Annotated in this window: 18 protein-coding genes, 1 other RNA gene and 1 pseudogene; 12 read left to right on the forward strand and 8 right to left on the reverse strand. The window is 56.1% G+C overall.

The window, feature by feature from the left end; genetic code table 11:
• The first annotated feature begins 104 nt into the window (after positions 1 to 104).
• The 6 genes from BM029_RS04165 (at position 105) to BM029_RS04190 (ending at position 8,024) form a co-directional block, all read left to right on the forward strand.
• Positions 105 to 1,742, forward strand: coding sequence for an OFA family MFS transporter (locus tag BM029_RS04165; RefSeq protein WP_092432907.1), 1,638 nt, complete (start codon positions 105 to 107; stop codon positions 1,740 to 1,742).
• A gap of 177 nt (positions 1,743 to 1,919) precedes the next feature.
• The gene (locus tag BM029_RS04170) at positions 1,920 to 2,435 is read left to right on the forward strand and encodes a formate dehydrogenase subunit gamma (RefSeq protein ID WP_092432957.1); all 516 of its coding nucleotides are present in this window, start codon (positions 1,920 to 1,922) and stop codon (positions 2,433 to 2,435) included.
• A complete protein-coding gene (locus BM029_RS04175) occupies positions 2,432 to 3,988 on the forward strand; it encodes a formate dehydrogenase beta subunit (protein ID WP_092432909.1) in 1,557 nt (518 codons plus the stop codon). Before BM029_RS04170 ends, BM029_RS04175 begins: the two co-directional genes overlap by 4 nt.
• A gap of 51 nt (positions 3,989 to 4,039) precedes the next feature.
• Positions 4,040 to 6,907, forward strand: coding sequence for a formate dehydrogenase subunit alpha (gene fdhF, locus BM029_RS04180; RefSeq protein ID WP_092432910.1), 2,868 nt, complete (start codon positions 4,040 to 4,042; stop codon positions 6,905 to 6,907).
• A gap of 17 nt (positions 6,908 to 6,924) precedes the next feature.
• Positions 6,925 to 7,740, forward strand: coding sequence for a formate dehydrogenase accessory sulfurtransferase FdhD (fdhD, locus tag BM029_RS04185; protein WP_092432911.1), 816 nt, complete (start codon positions 6,925 to 6,927; stop codon positions 7,738 to 7,740).
• A gap of 59 nt (positions 7,741 to 7,799) precedes the next feature.
• Positions 7,800 to 8,024, forward strand: a complete 225-nt coding sequence (locus BM029_RS04190) for a formate dehydrogenase subunit delta (protein WP_092413782.1) — start codon at positions 7,800 to 7,802, stop codon at positions 8,022 to 8,024.
• A gap of 14 nt (positions 8,025 to 8,038) precedes the next feature.
• Here BM029_RS04190 and BM029_RS04195 read toward each other — a convergent pair whose 3' ends face one another.
• Positions 8,039 to 9,253 (reverse strand): lactonase family protein, encoded by a 1,215-nt coding sequence (locus tag BM029_RS04195; RefSeq protein WP_092432958.1) that lies wholly within the window; start codon positions 9,251 to 9,253, stop codon positions 8,039 to 8,041.
• Positions 9,254 to 9,497: 244 nt separating this feature from the next.
• Between BM029_RS04195 and BM029_RS04200 the strand changes: the two genes are divergently transcribed.
• The 5 genes from BM029_RS04200 (at position 9,498) to BM029_RS04220 (ending at position 11,486) form a co-directional block, all read left to right on the forward strand.
• Positions 9,498 to 10,013, forward strand: a complete 516-nt coding sequence (locus BM029_RS04200) for an FUSC family protein (protein ID WP_092432913.1) — start codon at positions 9,498 to 9,500, stop codon at positions 10,011 to 10,013.
• 72 nt (positions 10,014 to 10,085) lie between these two features.
• Positions 10,086 to 10,325: a coiled-coil domain-containing protein gene (locus BM029_RS04205; RefSeq protein WP_092432915.1), complete on the forward strand. Its 240-nt coding sequence runs from the start codon at positions 10,086 to 10,088 to the stop codon at positions 10,323 to 10,325.
• Positions 10,322 to 10,633 carry a cell division protein ZapA gene (locus BM029_RS04210; protein WP_092413779.1) on the forward strand — a complete coding sequence of 104 codons (312 nt, stop codon included), beginning with the start codon at positions 10,322 to 10,324 and terminating at the stop codon, positions 10,631 to 10,633. The genes BM029_RS04205 and BM029_RS04210 overlap by 4 nt, the downstream gene beginning before the upstream one ends.
• Positions 10,634 to 10,754: 121 nt before the next feature.
• Positions 10,755 to 10,935, forward strand: a non-coding RNA gene (gene ssrS / locus BM029_RS04215) — 6S RNA.
• Positions 10,936 to 11,021: 86 nt separating this feature from the next.
• On the forward strand, positions 11,022 to 11,486 hold the full coding sequence (locus BM029_RS04220) for an EVE domain-containing protein (RefSeq protein ID WP_092432917.1): 465 nt from the start codon (positions 11,022 to 11,024) through the stop codon (positions 11,484 to 11,486).
• Here the strand turns inward: BM029_RS04220 and BM029_RS04225 are convergent.
• The 4 genes from BM029_RS04225 to BM029_RS04240 all read right to left on the reverse strand — a co-directional run bounded on the left by BM029_RS04225 (position 11,473) and on the right by BM029_RS04240 (position 15,221).
• Positions 11,473 to 13,038: a malonate--CoA ligase gene (locus BM029_RS04225; protein ID WP_092432919.1), complete on the reverse strand. Its 1,566-nt coding sequence runs from the start codon at positions 13,036 to 13,038 to the stop codon at positions 11,473 to 11,475. The two genes, BM029_RS04220 and BM029_RS04225, sit on opposite strands and share 14 nt — an antisense overlap.
• 77 nt (positions 13,039 to 13,115) lie before the next feature.
• On the reverse strand, positions 13,116 to 13,973 hold the full coding sequence (gene lgt / locus BM029_RS04230; protein WP_092432921.1) for a prolipoprotein diacylglyceryl transferase: 858 nt from the start codon (positions 13,971 to 13,973) through the stop codon (positions 13,116 to 13,118).
• Positions 13,974 to 13,978: 5 nt separating this feature from the next.
• Positions 13,979 to 14,872 (reverse strand): LysR family transcriptional regulator, encoded by an 894-nt coding sequence (locus BM029_RS04235; RefSeq protein WP_092432923.1) that lies wholly within the window; start codon positions 14,870 to 14,872, stop codon positions 13,979 to 13,981.
• A 112-nt stretch (positions 14,873 to 14,984) separates the two neighbouring features.
• Entirely contained in the window at positions 14,985 to 15,221 is a 237-nt protein-coding gene (locus tag BM029_RS04240) for a TIGR04438 family Trp-rich protein (protein WP_092432924.1), read from the reverse strand.
• Between the two features lie 163 nt (positions 15,222 to 15,384).
• Here BM029_RS04240 and BM029_RS04245 point away from each other — a divergent pair, with 163 nt between their 5' ends.
• A complete protein-coding gene (locus BM029_RS04245; RefSeq protein WP_092432926.1) occupies positions 15,385 to 15,696 on the forward strand; it encodes a c-type cytochrome in 312 nt (103 codons plus the stop codon).
• Positions 15,697 to 15,840: 144 nt separating this feature from the next.
• On the opposite strand, the gene BM029_RS04250 is transcribed toward BM029_RS04245, so the two are convergent.
• The 3 genes and pseudogenes from BM029_RS04250 to BM029_RS04260 form a co-directional block, all read right to left on the reverse strand.
• Positions 15,841 to 16,968: a branched-chain amino acid ABC transporter substrate-binding protein gene (locus BM029_RS04250; RefSeq protein ID WP_092432959.1), complete on the reverse strand. Its 1,128-nt coding sequence runs from the start codon at positions 16,966 to 16,968 to the stop codon at positions 15,841 to 15,843.
• A gap of 280 nt (positions 16,969 to 17,248) precedes the next feature.
• The gene (locus BM029_RS04255) at positions 17,249 to 18,394 is read right to left on the reverse strand and encodes a branched-chain amino acid ABC transporter substrate-binding protein (protein ID WP_371329080.1); all 1,146 of its coding nucleotides are present in this window, start codon (positions 18,392 to 18,394) and stop codon (positions 17,249 to 17,251) included.
• A 318-nt stretch (positions 18,395 to 18,712) separates the two neighbouring features.
• A pseudogene (locus BM029_RS04260) lies at positions 18,713 to 19,036 on the reverse strand (DDE transposase); the annotation flags it as partial.

The following is a 19,036-nucleotide window of genomic DNA, read 5'->3' on the forward strand; positions in this document are numbered from 1 at the left end:
AATATATAGAGGAAATATAAGGAAACAAAATATTTCTCAAATAAAACTATATGTAAGTAATTACCTATGGTACATATAAGCTTTTTTTATTTCCAGGGGGGAATGTGGGATTTTTAGATAAGGAACGGACCATCGCAGGTCCAGGCTTCAACCGTTGGCTGGTGCCGCCCGCAGCGTTGGCAATCCACCTGTGTATTGGCATGGCTTACGGCTTTTCCGTGTTCTGGCTGCCGCTGTCGAAAGCGGTCGGCATCAAGGAATCGGTAGTTTGCGCAAAGGACATGAGTTTCTTTGCTGAAATATTCGCAAGTAATTGCGACTGGAAAATTTCAATGCTTGGCTGGATCTTCACCATGTTCTTCGTTTTGCTCGGAACATCGGCGGCAATCTGGGGCGGCTGGCTGGAACACGTCGGTCCGCGCAAGGCCGGTTTTGTGGCTGCGGTGTGCTGGTGCGGAGGTTTGCTGATTTCAGCGCTCGGAGTTTATCTGCATCAGATATGGCTGATCTGGCTAGGCTCCGGTTTGATTGGCGGGATTGGTCTCGGGCTGGGTTATATCTCGCCCGTGTCGACGCTGATCAAATGGTTCCCGGACCGTCGCGGTATGGCGACTGGCATGGCGATCATGGGCTTCGGCGGCGGTGCGCTGATCGGCAGTCCGTTGGCAGACAAGCTGATGAAGCATTTCGCTAACGACGTTTCAGTCGGCGTCTGGCAAACTTTTGTCGTGATGGCTCTGATCTACTTTGTATTCATGATGGCCGGCGCTTTCGGTTACCGGATTCCGCCTAGCGGCTGGAAACCGGCTGGATGGACTCCGCCTGTCACCAATAGCAACGCCATGATCACCCAGCACCACGTACATGTCAGCAAAGTCTGGGGCATCCCGCAGTTCTGGCTGGTGTGGCTGGTGTTGTGCCTGAACGTCTCGGCTGGTATCGGCGTGATCGGCATGGCGTCGCCTATGTTGCAAGAAATGTTCGGCGGCCATCTGCTGGGTGTGAGCGCCAAGTTTGCGGATTTGTCGGTTGAACAAAAAAGTGCGATAGCGGCGATTGCCGCCGGCTTTACCGGCTTGATCAGCCTGTTCAACATTGGCGGCCGTTTCGTCTGGGCCACATGCTCTGACTACATCGGACGCAAGATGACTTATGTCGTGTTCTTTGTCCTCGGCTTCGTGCTGTATGTGAGCTTGCCTTGGTCCGGTGCGGCCGGCAGTGTGGCGCTGTTCGTGGCTGCCGTGTGCCTGATCCTGTCGATGTATGGCGGTGGTTTTGCAACGGTGCCGGCCTATCTGGCTGACTTGTTCGGCACCCAGATGGTAGGCGCGATCCATGGCCGTCTGCTGACAGCGTGGGCGACTGCCGGGATTCTCGGGCCGGTGGTAGTGAACTACATGCGCGAATATCAACTCTCGCTTGGTATCCCACGTGAAGCGGTCTACAACACCACGATGTACATCCTGGCCGGCATGCTGGTAGTTGGCCTGCTGTGCAACCTGATGATCAGGCCGGTCGCTGAAAAGTACTTCATGACGCCGGAAGAACTGGCACGCGAGAAACAACTGGCGCATGAACAGGCTTCCGCCAGCGGCGAAGCGGTGCTGGCGCCGGAAGTGATGGCGACCATCGGCAACGGCGGTAATCCGGCTGTGCTGTGGGCGTCGTGGGCGGCGGTGATCATTCCTCTGGTTTGGGGGATTTCGATCACCCTGCAGAAATCTGCAGTATTGTTTAAGTAATAGAGTTCAGTAGTGAAGCAGGGTGGGCATCCGTGCCCACCCTACGATTGATCAGTGTAGTACAGGTTTCAAGACGCAACGTTGTGCGCCGATCAGGGTGCATTGAGTTATAAAACAAGAACATCCATTCTGCGCACCTTTTGTAGTACCGAATACCGGTAGGAGACAGTCGTGAAGATGCAAAGCTCTCAAGTGTCGCAAGTATCGCAAGTTGTACCGTCGGACCCATCTGTTGATCTGGACCAGGTCAAATCCATTATTCAAGAATATCAAAACATGCCCGGCGCCATGCTGCCGGTCTTGCATGCGATCCAGGATGCGCTCGGCTACGTACCGGCATCGGTAGTGCCGTTGATCGCGGACCAGTTGAATCTGTCGCGTGCCGAAGTGCATGGCGTAATCAGCTTCTACCACCATTTCCGCCAGCAACCCGCAGGGCGCCACATAGTCCAGCTATGCCGGGCCGAGGCCTGCCAGGCGGTTGGCGCAGAAGCGCTTGCCGCGCACGCCAAGGCGGCGCTGGGCTGTGATTTCCACGGTACCAGCAGCGATGGCCAGTTCACGCTGGAACCGGTGTATTGCCTTGGCCAATGCGCTTGCGGCCCGAACATACAGATCGACGACGATCTGTATGCGCGCGTCAGTAACGACAAATTCAACAAGCTGGTGCGTGCCAAGCGAGGTGCGCAATGAGTACTACCGGTATTACTGTTTACGTACCGCGCGACTCTACCGCGCTAGCGCTGGGAGCCAACGAGGTTGCCGCGGCAATCGTTGCCGAAGCAGGTAAGCGCGGCCAGGAAATTACTTTGATACGCAACGGCTCACGCGGCATGTTCTGGCTGGAACCGCTGGTGGAAGTGGTTACTGCCGCCGGACGCATCGGTTACGGGCCGGTAGAGCCGGACGATGTGGCGGAACTGTTCGATGCCGATTTTCTGGCTGGCGGCCAGCATCGCCTGGCCTTGGGGTTGGTCGAAGAAATTCCTTATTTGAAAAACCAGGAGCGTCTGACCTTCGCCCGCGTCGGCATCACCGATCCGCTGTCGCTGGACGATTATCTTGCGCATGAAGGTTACGCCGGTTTGAGGCGCGCCTTGACACTGTCCGGCGCAGACGTGGTGCAGGAAGTGCTGGAGTCCGGCCTGCGTGGCCGTGGCGGCGCGGCTTTCCCGACCGGCATCAAATGGAAGACGGTGGCCAACACCCAGGCTGCGCAAAAATACATAGTCTGCAACGCCGACGAAGGCGATTCGGGTACGTTCTCGGACCGCATGGTGATGGAAGACGATCCGTTCATGCTGATCGAAGGCATGACGATTGCAGCGCTGGCGGTTGGTGCGACCCGGGGCTACATCTATGTCCGCTCGGAGTATCCGCATGCTATCGCGGCGCTGAACCAGGCAATCGCCACGGCAAACGGCCACAATTATCTGGGCGAGAATATTCTCGGTTCACCCCATTCCTTCCATCTGGAGGTTCGTAAAGGCGCTGGCGCTTACATCTGCGGTGAAGAAACCGCATTGCTCGAAAGCCTGGAAGGCAAGCGTGGCGTGGTGCGTGCCAAGCCGCCGTTGCCGGCCATCGAAGGTTTGTTCGGCAAGCCGACCGTCATCAATAACGTGATCTCGCTGGCCTCGGTGCCGATCATCCTGGCGCGTGGCGCCGCCTTCTATAAAAATTACGGCATGGGACGTTCGCTCGGCACCTTGCCGATGCAGTTGGCAGGCAATATCAAATACGGCGGCCTGGTGGAGAAGGCGTTCGGCGTCACCCTGCGCGAATTGCTGCTCGACTTTGGCGGCGGCACCGCCAGCGGCAAGCCGATACGCGCAGTGCAAGTCGGCGGCCCGTTGGGACCATATTTGCCGGAGTCGCTATTTGACACGAAGCTTGATTACGAAGCCTTCGCTGCTGTCGGCGGCATGCTGGGCCACGGCGGCATCGTGGTGTTCGACGATAGCGTCGACATGGCAAAACAAGCGCGATACGCAATGGAATTCTGCGCGGTTGAATCCTGCGGAAAATGTACGCCTTGCCGCATCGGCTCCACCCGCGGCGTCGAAGTGATCGACAAGATTGTCGCCGGCCAGGTGCATGAAATACATCTGCTACGGGATCTGTGCGACACCATGATCAATGGCTCTTTATGCGCGATGGGCAGCATGACGCCGTTGCCGGTGCTGTCGGCTCTCGATCATTTTCCCGAAGATTTTGCCAGCAGCGCCGCCGACAAGGCCGCTTGATAGCTTGCACGACTAACACCATCCACGTTCCAATGGAACCAGGAGTATGTGATGAATCAGCTTAATGAACTTGACTACGGTACACCGGCCAAGCAATCCGAAAAATCAGTGGTACTGGAAATCGACGGCGTTAGCGTCGAAGTGGCAGCCGGCACTTCGGTCATGCGTGCGGCGGTAGAAGCCGGCATCAACGTACCGAAATTGTGCGCTACCGACAGCCTGGAGCCGTTTGGTTCTTGCCGTTTGTGCCTGGTGGAAATTGATGGCAGGAAAGGCTATCCGGCATCTTGCACCACACCGTGCGAGCCGGGAATGAAGGTCAAGACCCAGACCCCGAAACTGGCCGATATCCGGCGCGGCGTAATGGAGTTGTACATCTCTGACCATCCGCTGGATTGTTTGACTTGCCCCACTAACGGCAATTGCGAATTGCAGGACATGGCAGGCGTGACCGGTTTGCGTGAAGTGCGCTACGGCTACGAAGGCGACAATCATCTGAAGATGAAAAAGGATGAATCGAATCCTTACTTCACCTACGATCCATCCAAATGCATCGTCTGTAACCGCTGCGTACGTGCTTGCGAAGAAACCCAGGGTACATTTGCGCTGACGATCGACGGTCGCGGTTTCGAATCGCGCGTATCGGCAGGACAGATGGATAGCTTCATGGAGTCGGAATGTGTGTCCTGCGGCGCGTGCGTGCAAGCTTGCCCGACTGCGACACTGACTGAAAAGACCGTCATCATGATGGGCCAGGCCGAACACAGCAAGATCACGACATGTGCGTATTGTGGCGTCGGCTGTTCGTTCAAGGCCGAAATGAAAGGCAATGAAGTGGTGCGCATGGTGCCGCACAAAGACGGTCAGGCCAACCACGGCCACTCCTGCGTAAAAGGCCGCTTCGCCTGGGGTTACGCGACCCACAAGGACCGCATCACCAAGCCGATGATACGCAGCAAGATCACCGATCCATGGCGCGAAGTGTCGTGGGACGAAGCGCTGACCTATGCCGCCAGCGAGTTCCGCCGCATCCAGGCCAAGCACGGTAAAGATTCCATCGGTGGTATCACATCATCACGTTGCACCAATGAAGAAACCTATCTGGTGCAAAAGCTGGTGCGTGCCGCGTTCGGCAATAACAACGTCGATACCTGCGCGCGCGTCTGCCATTCACCTACCGGTTACGGCTTGAAGCAAACGCTGGGCGAGTCGGCGGGTACCCAGACTTTCGATTCGGTGATGAAGTCGGATGTGATCATGGTCATCGGCGCCAATCCGGTTGCTGCACATCCGGTGTTTGCTTCGCAAATGAAACGCCGCCTGCGCCAGGGCGCCAAGTTGATCGTGATCGATCCACGCACCACTGACATGGTGAAATCACCCCATGTGCAAGCCGATTACCATCTCAAACTGCGGCCCGGTACCAACGTCGCCTTGATCACTGCACTGGCGCACGTGATCTTGTCAGAGGGTTTGCAGAAGGAAGATTTCGTCGCAGAACGCTGCGACCAGAAATCCTATGCCGACTGGAAGGAATTCGTATTACGGCCGGAGAATTCGCCGGAAATGATGGCTGACGTCATTGGCGTGCCCGCAGACCAGCTACGCGGTGCCGCACGTTTGTTTGCCACTGCTGGCAACGGCGCCATCTACTACGGCCTCGGCGTGACCGAGCATGCGCAAGGTTCGACCATGGTGATCGGTATCGCCAACCTGGCGATGGCGACCGGTAATGTCGGCCGCGAAGGCGTCGGCGTCAATCCGCTGCGCGGCCAGAACAATGTCCAGGGCTCTTGCGACATGGGTTCGTTCCCGCATGAATTGCCAGGTTACCGCCATGTTTCGGATAGCACCGTGCGCGGCGAGTTCGAACAAGCCTGGGGCGTCACGCTGAGCCCCGAGCCGGGTTTGCGGATTCCGAACATGTTCGACGCCGCCATGGATGGCGGTTTCATGGGCTTGTATTGCGAAGGCGAGGACATCGTGCAGTCGGACCCGAACACGCAGCACGTCACCGCCGCGCTGGCAGCGATGGAATGCATCGTGGTGCAGGATCTGTTCCTCAACGAGACCGCCAAATATGCGCACGTGTTCCTGCCCGGATCGTCGTTCCTGGAAAAGGATGGCACTTTCACCAACGCTGAACGACGTATCTCTCGCGTACGAAAAGTGATGCCGGCAAAGGGCGGCAAGTCGGATTGGGAAGTCACTGTCGCCTTGTCCGCGGCCCTCGGCTATCAGATGGATTACCAGCATCCTTCTCAAATCATGGACGAAATCGCCGCGCTGACACCCACCTTTCACGGCGTCAGCTATGCCAAGCTGGAACAGGCCGGCAGCCTGCAGTGGCCATGCAACGACGCGGCCCCCGAAGGCACACCGATCATGCACATCAATGAATTCGTGCGTGGCAAGGGAAAATTCATCAATACGCAATATATCGCTACCGACGAAAAGGTCACGCAGAAGTATCCGCTGATCCTGACCACCGGGCGCATCCTGTCGCAATACAATGTCGGCGCACAGACCCGGCGTACCGAGAACGTCGAGTGGCATAGCGAGGATCGGCTGGAGATCCATCCGCATGACGCCGAAGACAGAGGCATCAAGGAAGACGATTGGGTCGGCATTGAATCGCGTGCCGGACAGACCGTATTGCGCGCAACGGTGACTGAAAGAGTGCAGCCGGGCGTGGTATACACCACTTTCCATTTCCCGGAATCAGGCGCCAATGTGATTACCACCGATAATTCCGACTGGGCCACCAATTGTCCGGAATACAAGGTCACGGCGGTGCAGGTCATGCCGGTCAGCCAGCCTTCCGAATGGCAGAAGCAGTTCAGCCGTTTCACCGAGCAGCAGCTGAAGCTGCTGCAAGGGCAAGCCGGGCATGAGGCTGAGGCTGCAGTCACCAAGTAATCGCATAGAGGAATAGCATGGCCACACCCGAATACGCCAGCAGCACTGAAGTCGATGTCGAAAGGTGGAGTAACGGCGTCGTCAGCAAGCGCCGCGACGTGGTTGCCGAAGAAGTGCCGGTGGCGCTGGAATACAACGGCATTTCGCATGCCGTGATGATGGCGTCGCCTGCCGACCTGGAAGATTTTGCACTGGGTTTTTCCTTGACCGAGGGAATCTTGCAGGATCGAAGTGAGTTGTTCGATTGCGAGATTGTCACGGCAGTGGACGGGATTCAGGTGCAGATGCAGATTGCCACTGAACGTTTTGTCGCGCTCAAGGAGAAGCGGCGCAACCTGACCGGTCGTACCGGTTGTGGCTTGTGTGGAGCGGAAACTTTGCAGCAGGCGGTACGCAGGCCGGCGCCGGTAGTTTCCCATGCACAGTTCTCGGCGGCAGACATATACGCGGCTATGTCCGACATGCAGAAGCAGCAGCATTTGCAGCAGGTAACCGGTGCGACCCACGCCGCCGCATGGCTACAGGCTGACGGCAAGATTGCGTTGGTTCGGGAAGATGTCGGGCGCCACAATGCGCTCGATAAATTGATCGGCGCCTTGGCGCAAAAAAATCCTAAACAGGATTTTTCCAGCGGCGCAGTGCTGATCACCAGCCGCGCCAGTTATGAAATGGTGCAAAAGGCAGCGAGCACGGGCTGTGGTTTTATCGTCGCGGTATCGGCGCCGACTGCGCTGGCGATCCGCCTGGCGGAGCAGGCCAACGTCACCTTGCTTGGCTTCGTGCGGCAACCCGGTCATGTGGTGTACGCTCATCCGCAGCGGTTGTTGCCATGAGCTGCCATGAATTTTCATGACCACCGCCAAAACCAAACTGCAGCAGAAAGGGTAGCGCAATGAATGTAGAGCACCTGGTGAAGATGGCCAATCAGATCGGGTCATTTTTCGAGACCATGCCCGACCACCAGCAAGCCATGACGGATCTCACCAGCCACCTGAAGCGTAGCTGGGAGCCGCGCATGCGGCGCGCGTTGCTGGCGCATATTGAAGAACAGGGGGGGGCAGATCTCAAGCCCTTCGTGCTGGAGGCGATTCAGCAGCATCCCGGCAAGCTGCAGTAATTTGCAGTAAGCGGTCAGCGTAAAAACACCATCTGCGAAGGGCTGCCCAGCCCGGTATACCCGTCGATGAATTTCAGCTTGCCGCTGTGCTTGTCGATGGCGAACTGGGTGATATTGTCGCTGCGCTGGTTCAGTGCATAAATGTAACGCCCTTGCGGCTCAATCACGATACTGCGCGGATAGTCGCCGCGGGTCCATGTTTCCTCTACCCAGCTGAGTTTGCCTTGCGCGCCGATGGCGAACTGGGCGATGCTGTTGTGCAGACGGTTTGCCACATACAGGAAGCGGCCGTCGTGGCTCAAGGCAAGGCCGGAGGCAAAACTGGTGCCCTGATAATTTTTCGGCAGGCTTGAGACGGTTTGCTGTTCGTGCAAAGTTCCTGTGGCGTGATCGAAGTGATAGAGCGTCAGCGTTGAAGATTCTTCATTGATCAGGTAGACATATTTGCCATTGGGATGAAACACGAAATGGCGCGGACCGGCGCCGGCCGACGACGCCTTGATGAAGGGCGGCGTATTCGGCATCAAGCTGCCGGTGCTTTGATCAAAGCGCCATTGATATATCCGATCCAGCCCAAGGTCGGTAGAAAAGACAAACTTGCCGCTGGGGTCGCTGGCGATCATGTGCGCATGCGGACTGTCATGGCCGCTGGCGGTAAAGCTGCCGATAGCAGCGGCCTCGGGTCGCTCGGCGCCAACCGGACCGGTGCTTTGCCGGATCGATACGGCCGACTGCAAGCTACCGTCTTCAGCTAGCGGGAACGACGCCACCGAGCCACTGCCGTAATTCGCGGCGAGCAGATAATTCTGTTTTGGTGTCAGCGCCATATGCACCGGGTTCTTACCTTGCGCATCCTGTTGATTCAACAGCGTTAGCGAGCCATCAGTCCGGTTCACCGCATACGCCGCCAGCACGCCGTGCTGGCTACCGTTGTAATTGTCCACTTCACTTGCTACATACAGCGTTTTGCCGGCAGCATCGAGATCTAGCTGGGCCGCATTCGGCAGCGTGCTGACGACTTTCACCCGGCTCAGCGCGCCTGACTGGCCATCCACCTTGAACAGGTAGACGCCTTCGCCGTTAGGGTTATAGGTTCCGACATAGGCAAATAGCGCGGGGGCAAGAGTCGACGGCGTTTCGGCTTTTAGCGGCATACTGGTCATGGTAAGTAGGGCAATGGATAGCGCCATCCTTTTGGACAGGCGGAAGATCGCTGGCTGAATCTGCATATTTTCTCCGGTAGCCGAGCCGGCGGCTTCGGCGTTTCTTTCCGGACCATGTGCCGAATGACTTGCCGGATTGTTGCGACGAATGAATATAGGGTGATCCAAACCGATTGGCAATATGTAAATTCACCGCCGCCACGGACGAACGTTCGCCAGAGGTCCGTGTCACAGTGTAAGGTACTGAATTCTCGGGGCGAATCAGGTTCTCGGCTAAAATGGCGATCGCACCGAAATTCTAAAGGCCGGAATGGACTTTCAATTCATTAGTCCCAGAAAAAATGCCCTGGTTTATCTGATCAAGATCGTGACGGGGTCGTTGATCACCTGGTACGGATTGCGCGCCCTGGGTTTGGACGAGCCGTACTGGGCCTTGATTTCCCTGATCATTGTGACTGAGCCGGATGTCAACCTGGCCAAGGCAAACTTCCGGGCCCGTTTGATCAATACCTTGAATGGCTGCGTGGTGGCTTGTCTGGCGCTGGTCGTTCTCGGCCCCGGATTTCTGTCCTTGCTGGTCGCTTTGGCAACATCGGTGCTGGTGGCCATGCTGTTGCAGAACTATCCCGCCAACTGGCGTCTGGGCCCGGCAACCGTGGTTATCTTGATGTCAGCTGCAATTGGCGGTAAAGGCCTGCATCAGGAGTTGCAGTATGCTTTGTTGCGGGTCGGAGAGGTTATCGCCGGCAGTACCGTGGCATTATTGCAATCATTGGCGTATTCCTATGTACTCAAGCGCCTGGCGCCAGCACCGACCAACACCTAATCGATGATCAGCCGCTAGATTCATTGTTCGAATCTATTGACGTAATTTCCTTAGCGACACTATAGTGACAAAATGATTTCAGAATTCCATCAATTATCAGAGAAAATCGGCCAGCTGGCCGAGCTGACGCACGCCTTGCGTCGCGAAAATGCCGAACTGCGCCTGCGCGTGACCGGTTTGCAGAGTGAAAACGAAGAGTTGAAGCAACGCATCGGAGAAGCGCATCAGCGGGTAGCTGCTTTACTGGAGAAATTCCCGGCATTGCCGGAAGCGGTGTCGCAAAAATCGTTGCAAGATCAGGAGCTTACATGAGCCAGTTAAATGTCAGCATCATGGGCCAGCCATACACACTGGCTTGCAAAGAAGGCGAAGAAAAGGCGCTGCAGGAAGCCGTCACCTATCTGGATGGCAAAATGTCTGCCATCCGCGATGCCGGGAAAATTCGCGGCAATGATCGCATTGCTGTCATCGCCGCGCTTGGCATCGCTGCCGAATTATTGGGCAGCAAAGCTCCCGCAGGCCCGTTGTCCGATCTCACCATGTCAGAGGTGAAGCAGAACATCACTGCGATGCACGCGGTCCTGGATGAAGCGCTGGCTGCACAGGAAGACTTGTTTTAATTCTTGTTGCCATGACGTTGCATCTTCCGGTCAGCCAAGTATCTGGCTGCTTTGCCGACCGCATGGCACCAAAAATTTTGCCAAAAGGGGTTTGACTTGGATATCGTTTGGAGTAGACTAACGTCTCCTGCCGTGTTCGCGATTGTCATAAAATCCTTGAACCATTTATACGCAACGGCTGCGGAATTTTGTTCGATAGGTGTGAGCGTCGCTAGTCCGATGAGCCCGAAATTGAACTAACTGCGGCCAACTTGAATCGCTTTGGTTCAGGATGCCGACAAAGCGGCACAGGCGGGACTTGACTCTAAAGCGGTTGCACATGTGTAGCCGCTTTTTTTATTTTCGACCGGATTTTCCATATTATCTTTGATATCAGATTAGGGGCGAAATGAGTTATTGGCTAATGAAATCCGAGCCGGACGACGCCAGTATCGACGACGTCCTGGGCATGCCCAAACAAACCATCGCCTGGTATGGCGTGCGCAATTATCAAGCACGCAATTTCATGCGCGATGTGATGCGGGTCGGCGACGGCGTGCTGTTCTATCATTCCGGCTGCGCCGTGCCAGGGATAGCTGGCCTGGCCGAAGTGGCGAGCACGCCTTACCCGGACGACACGCAGTTTGATCCCAAGGGTAAATATTTCGATCCCAAGGCAGAGCGCGAGAATCCGCGCTGGATGCTGGTCGATGTGCGCGCCCTGAAGAAAACGCGCCTCATCGCCTTGCCCGAATTGCGAGAACAGGAAGCGCTGGCCGAGATGCAGATCCTGCGCCGAGGCAACCGGCTTTCCATCACGCCGGTCAGCGCTGCAGAATGGCGCCACATCACAACCAAGCTCATGAAGGCGTGACGATGCCGGCGACTTGCGTTGCATAACGCTCGCGCAGCAAGTTCTTTTGGACTTTCCCCATGGTGTTACGCGGCAGTTCTTCGGCAAAGAACACCTGCTTGGGCACCTTGAAATTGGCAATCGTGTTTTTCATCAAGGTGATCACATCCGCCGTCGTCAGCGTGGCTTCCGGCCGTTTCACGATTACAGCAGTAACCGCCTCACCGAAATCCACGTGCGGAATGCCGATCACGGCGGATTCCAGCACGCCATCGATTTCATCTATCACGCTTTCGATTTCCTTCGGATAGACGTTATAACCACCCGAAATAATCAAATCCTTGCTACGGCCTACGATCGCCAGGTAACCATTGCTATCGATTTTGCCGACATCGCCGGTCTTGAAATAGCCGTCGGCTGTGAACTCCTCCGCAGTCTTTTCAGGCATGCGCCAGTAACCATGGAATACATTCGGTCCCTTGACCTGGATATCGCCGATTCCATTCGTACCGCAAACCATGCTGTCGCCATTACTGTCCGTTGTCATCAAGCGCAACGAGACGCCCGGCAGAGGCAGGCCGACGGTACCGCCGCGCCGCTCCGTGGCATACGGATTGGAGGTCAGCATGGCGGTCTCGCTCATGCCGTAGCGTTCCAGTATGGTGTGGCCGGTGCGTGCGGTAAATTCGGCAAAGGTATCTGCCAGCAAGGGCGCCGAGCCGGACACGAACAAGCGGATATTGCGGCAAGTATTGCGATCGAATCCACTGTTCGCCAGCAGTCGCACGTAATAGGTCGGCACGCCCATGAAAACCGTGCTGCGGGGGAGCTGCCGGCAGACTTCTGCAGCGTCGAATTTTGGCAGGAAAATCATCTTGCTGCCGTTCAGCAGCGCGCCGTTGGCCGCCACCAGCAAGCCATGGATGTGAAACAGCGGCAGCGCATGCAGCAGGACGTCATCCGCTTGCCAGTGCCAGTATTGCTGCAACACCTGGGCGTTCGAGCCGATATTGCCGTGCGAAAGCATGGCGCCCTTGCTGCGGCCGGTGGTGCCCGAGGTGTACAGGATCACGGCGAGGTCGTCGGCTTGCTTTTCAACTGTCTCAAACTGGTCCGGGTGATGCATGGCGCGCGCCAGTAGCGATCCGGAGTTCCTGCGGCCATTACCACCTTCGCCTTCATCCAGCGTAAACAGATGCCGGGTGCCGGCCTTGAATGCGATCTGGGCTATCCAGCCGAAATTCTGTGGCGAACAGACGAATACCGCGGGTTCTGCATCGCCGATGAAGTATTCGATTTCGGCTGCACGGTAGGCTGTGTTCAGAGGCAGGTAGACGAAACCGGCGCGTAATGTCGCCAGATAAAGTATCAATGCCTCGGGTGATTTTTCCACCTGCACGGCGATTCGCGCGCCGCTTGGCAGATCCAGGCTGCTGAGCAGATTGGCCATCTTGGCGGAGGCGCGTTCGATGTCGCTCCAGGTGTAGTACTGGCCGTCATGGGTTTCGATGCAGCAAGCGGTTTTATCGGCAGGAAAGCGTGACGCAAAAAGGGCGTAAAGATTGGCTGTCATAGTCAAAGCGGAAAAGGTAGGCGGGAAGCGTTCGCCGGGTCACCTGCAGGTGGCAAGGCGAACGCCCGCACTTTGGTTCAGGATGTCGATTTGCCTGTTTGGGCTTTGGCTGGCGGCGCATCGGCGGCGCCAGCAAATTGATACGGCTTTCTATAAGCGATGACCAGCAATACGATGCCTAATACGATCATCGGCACCGACAGCATCTGGCCGGCGGAAATGGTGATGCCGCCAAACGTCACGTTATAGTCCGGCACGCGGAAATATTCGGTAAAGAATCGGGCGCAGCCGTACAGCAGCGAGAACATGCCGGCCACGGCCATGCGCGGCCGCGGTTTGCGCGAGAATATCCAGAGGACGATGAACAGCAAAATGCCGTCAACCAGCATCTGGTAAATCGGCGAAGGATGGCGCGGCAGGCTGTCCACGTTAGGCCAGATCATGGCCCACGGCAGCGATGGATCGGAGACTACGCGGCCCGGTAATTCACCGTTGATGAAATTGCCGAGGCGGCCGGCGGCATAGCCGAGCGGTACCATGGGTGCGATGAAATCCATGATATCCATCAGTTTGCGGCCCGACTTGCGACCCCACCACCACATGGCAACCATGACGCCGATAAAGCCGCCGTGGAACGACATGCCGCCCTTCCAGACTGCGATGATTTCGCTCGGGTTGGAAAAATAGTAGGCCGGATCGTAAAAGAATACCTGCCCCAGGCGGCCGCCGATCACTACCCCCAGCACGCCATAAAACAGCATGTCGTCGATATCTTCTTTTTTCCAGCCGGCAGCGGCAATGTGCGGTTGCTTGATCCTGATACGGCCGACCCAGATGAACTGGATGAACGCCAGCAGATACATCAGGCCGTACCAACGGACATGGAGCGGCCCCAGAGAAAAGGCGATCGGGTCGGGTAATGGATGAATCAGCATGTTCTTTATTTCTTTCTCAATAATTCCAAAAAGGCTTGCAGTACGGGCGAAACATTATCACGGCGCCAGGCCAGGCCGATCTCTACCAGCGGCGTCTGATCCTGCAATTCGCGATAGTCGACCCCCGGGCGTTGCAGGTTCGACACCGATTGTGGCACAAGCGCGATTCCCATGCCAGCCGATACCAGGCCGACGATGGTTTGCATCTGGATCGCTTCCTGGCCGATATGCGGGGTGACGCCGGCGGCCCGGAAACAACCCAGGATGGTGTCGTGGAAACCTGGCGAGATGCGGCGCGGGAAAATAATCAAGGGCATGTCTGCCAGGGAGCTCAGCGCGATCTTGCCCTTGGTCCGCAAAACCTTGAGCCCGCTGGGTGCCGCCAGGATCAGCGGTTCCGATAAAACCGGCTGATAATCCAGCGCCAGCTTGGCCTTGTCCGGTAAGGGCGGGATCAGCAGGCCGGCATCGATCCTGCCTTCCATCAATTGCGCCAGCTGGAGATCGCTGGTGGCTTCCTGCAAGTCGATTTGCACTTGCGGATAGGCTTCACGGAAGGCCCGTAGCAGCGGAGGTAAGATACTGTAATCGGCGGTAGAGACAAACGACAGGGTTAGCAAACCGGATTCACCGGAAGCCGCACGCCGCACCAGATCGGGCAGGGTGGCGGCCTGCTGCAACAGGCGTTGCGCCTCAGGCAGCAGCGCCAGCCCCGCCGGTGTAAGGGCAACGCTGCGTTTGGTGCGTGCAAACAGTGGCGTGCCAAGGTTGGCTTCGAGCGCCTGGATGGCTTGCGATAACGGCGGCTGCGTCATGTGCAGCCGCAGTGCGGCGCGGCCGAAATGCTTTTCTTCGGCAACCGCCACGAAATAGCGCAGTTGTCGCAGCTCGATATTCATATGTTCTTCTTAAATTCGTCGTCAAACATTCGTCGTCAAAAGCCCGTAACTAATAAAAAAGCCGGAGAAGTACCGGCTTTTGGTGTTGCATAACGATGTCTTCCTGCGTATTTCAGCGGCCCCGGCCTTTATGGTTATCAAAGGTTTTCTTGACCCGTTCCTGCCGGGTCTTTTCGATGGCTTCGTGCGCTTTGCGCTTGTCCAGGCCGAGCATCCGCTCCAGGAACTCAAACCAGATAAAGGCAACCGCCATAAGGCCAGCGATCCACCACCAGGATATGCCGGCAAACGGACCAATCTCGAAGTATTTTAACGCTATTAATGAAACGATAAGAATAATCAGTGGCATGGCTTTCCCTTTACTTTGCGGAAAGGATAGGGCGAAAGATGCCTGTGGTCAACGGATGTCGGTCTGATATGTTGAATTTCAGATGTATGTAGGTGTTTCCGGGATATGAGACAATGCAGACGGGCAGGTAAAATGGTGTCACATTTTTTTGACGGAGATAAGAATGAAACGTTTGTTGATCTGTGCAGTGCTTGGTGCAATGGCCTCAGGTTCCGCCCTGGCGGATGCCGGTCTGGATCTGGCAAAAGCCAAGAACTGTCTGGCGTGCCACTCGGTAACTAACAAGGTGGTCGGTCCTGCATACAAGGACGTTGCAGCGAAATTCGCCGGTCAAAAAGGCGCTGAAGACATGCTGGTGCAAAAAGTCATGAAGGGCAGCACAGGTACCTGGGGTGCGATCCCGATGCCGGCCAATCCACAAGTGAGCGAAGCCGAAGCGCATACGCTGGTGAAATGGATTTTGTCGCTGAAGTAAAAGCGCAGGCCATACCGATAACAGGGCGCTCAGATGAGCGCCTTTTTTTACGGTTACAGGTCCAATAAAAAAAGCGTCCCGGCAACCGGAACGCTTTTTAACTGGCATCCACGGCGGGCACATCGTGCCCACCCTGCGACGAAATTACTTGGTCACCGCCAACTGGGTACGCTGGCCATCCCTGTAGGTATACAAAGTGATCGTGCCGTCCTTGATGTCGCCCTTGGCGTCAAACGAGATCATGCCGGTCACGCCCTTGTGGTGAATCTTGGCTAGTTCCGGCAGGTATTTTTTCGGATCGGCCGACTTGGCTTTTTGCATCGCGTCTGCCATGGTCATCAAGGCATCGTAAGTGTACGGCGCATAGATCACGACATCCTTGCCGAATTTCTGCTTGTAGGCTGTCTTGAAATCGTCCAGGCCTTTTCTGGCGGATTCTTCCACGCCGCCGGCTTCGGCGCAAATCACCTGATCGTTGCCGATGCCGTCGCCCGCCAGTTTAGGCAGGTCGGAAGTGCAAATGGCGTCGCCGCCCATGAATTTTGCCTTGATGGCCAGTTGCTTCATCTGGCGCAGCATAGGGCCGCCGCCGGCATCCAGTCCGCCGAAGAACACGACATCAGGCTTCTTGGCCTTGAACGAGGTCAGGATCGCGTTGAAGTCGGTCGCTTTGTCGTTGGTGTATTGGGTTGACACGATGGTCATGCCGGCCGCCTTGGCTGCCCTGGTGAATTCTTCCGCCAGGCCCTGGCCGTAGGCGGTGCGGTCGTCGATCACTGCTGCGGTCTTGGCATGCAATGTCTTGGCTGCATAACGGCCCAGGGCGCTGCCCAGTTGGGCATCGCTAGCCACTACGCGGAAGGTGGTGTTGAAATTTTGCTGGGTATACTTTGCGCTGGTAGTCGACGGCGAAATTTGCGGGATGCCGGCATCGTAATAAATTTTCGACGCAGGAATCGACGTGCCCGAATTGACGTGGCCAATGACGCCGGCAACTTTAGCGTCGACCAGTTTTTGCGCTACCGCAGTGGCTTGTTTCGGGTCGGACGCATCATCTTCCGCCATCAACACGAATCTGGTTTTCTTGCCGTCCAGCGTGATGCCTTTCGCATTCAATTCTTCGATCGCCATCCTGGCGCCGTTTTCATTATCCTTGCCGATGTGGGCGATGGGGCCTGTGATGGGGCCGACGTGCGCGATCTTGACCACTTGTTCTTGCGCATAGGCGCCTGCAGACAGGGTCATTGCGATGGCAGCGGTCAACGGAATCATTTTCATTTTGTGCACCTGGTTTCCTCCTGAGGATTTGCGGCGAAATTATTAAATTAGTGAATTGACGGTAAGTAAATTTTTAGACAGTCGACTTTAATCAGTAGTTCGGCCTGTCCGGGGAGTTAAACGGTACAACATAAGAATAGCTTCGCAAAGCGCTTTTATATGTTTTTTTGTCAATTCGACAGAATGATATGTGTAATGTGCGAAGCAGTGGTGCGTAAAAGAAAAAAAGCGCCCTAGGTTCGGACGCTTCCATGGAACAGCCGGTGGATGTTATTTACTTAGTGACGGCCAGCAAAGTACGCTTGCCATCCTTGTAGGTGTACAAGGTCAGCGCGCCGTCCTTGATGTCGCCCTTGGCATCGAAGGCGATTGTGCCGGTCACGCCCTTGTAGTGGATCTTTGCCAGTTCCGGCAGATATTTTTTCGGATCGGCGGAATTGGCTTTTTGCATGGCTTCCACCATGGTCATCACAGAGTCGTACGAGTAGGCCGCATACAGTTTGACTTCAGTGTTGTATTTCTTCTGGTAAGCCGCCTTGAAATCGTCCAGGCCTTTCTTGCCCGAATCTTCGACGCCGCCCGCTTCCGCACACACCACCTGGTCATTGATCACGCCATCGCCACCCAGTTTGCCCAGTTCGCCAGTGCAGACGCCATCGCCGCCCATGAACTTGGCCTTGATGCCGAGCGCCTTCATCTGGCGCAGCATCGGGCCGGCAACCGCGTCCATGCCACCGAAGAAAATCACGTCCGGATTCTTGGCTTTGATCGAAGTCAGGATTGCGTTGAAATCGGTTGCCTTGTCATTGGTGAACTGGGTCGCGACAATATTGACGCCGGCCGCTTTGGCGCCTTTGGCAAACTCTTGCGCAACCCCTTGGCCGTAGGCAGTGCGATCGTCGATGACGGCGATATTCCTGGTCTTCAGGGTGGTGGCCGCATATCGTCCCAGCGTGCCGCCCAGCTGGCCGTCGTTGGCGACTATGCGGAATACGCTGTTAAAACCTTGTTGGGTGTATTTCGGGCTGGTGGCAGCCGGCGAGATTTGCGGGATACCGGCATCGTAGTAGATCTTGGAAGCGGGTATCGTGGTGCCCGAATTCATGTGGCCGATGACGCCGTCGATCTTGGCGTCCACCAGTTTTTGCGCTGCGGCCGTACCCTGTTTTGGGTCGGACGCATCATCTTCTGTCAGCAGTACGAACTTGATTTTCTTGCCGCCGAGAGTAATGCCCTTGGCGTTCAATTCTTCGATCGCCATCTTGGCGCCGTTTTCCATGTCTTTACCGAGATGGGCCGAAGGGCCGGTCACGGGACCGACATGGCCGATCTTGACGATTTGTTCCTCTGCATGGACCGAGCCGACAGCGCCCAGTGCCATCGCGATTGCTGCAGCCAACGGCAACATTTTGTTCTTCATCTGCACGTGTTTCCTCCTAAGGGTAAATAAGCAAAGATTGCCCTGCTGTTTGTTCTGCATGTTCCGCAGAACATGCAAACATTACAACAGAAAAAAATCCCCGTATAGGATTTTTCATGTCTTTTAGACAATATCCTTATGGCCTGGGTGGGAAATGCGGCTGGAATAACGGGATATTTGGCGCGAACAACGCTGGCCGTGGCAGGCTGTGACTGGCTGAGAGATAAACGGCGATCGCTTCTGGCGATACTGCCGGTAATTTTGATGCGTAATAACGAGAAATAAAAAAACGCCCCGTCAGACGGTAATGCCGTTCAGTTAAGCAGGTTTTCGTAGAACGCGAGTAGCATAGCGCTGTGGTTTTGCCTTAACGGCCCGGTCGAATTTTCGATCGGGCCGTTCGTCATTGAGAAGGCTAACGAGCCTTTCACGGAGATGCTTCATCGAAGCGGGCAGCTTGCCGTAGGACCTGCTGACGGCGGCCCAGTGAAGCTCGAACTGGATCAAATGAAAGGCGCGGATGAAGCTTACTTGCGTGGGTTCACATTTGACCACCAATGCTGCCTTGGCAATCTCCAGGCGAATCATGTTGTAGGCGATCAGGGTGCCCCATATTTCCTGATATACGCCGTCCACGGTTTT

Source organism: Collimonas sp. OK607 (assembly GCF_900111995.1).
Classification (GTDB): domain Bacteria; phylum Pseudomonadota; class Gammaproteobacteria; order Burkholderiales; family Burkholderiaceae_D; genus Collimonas.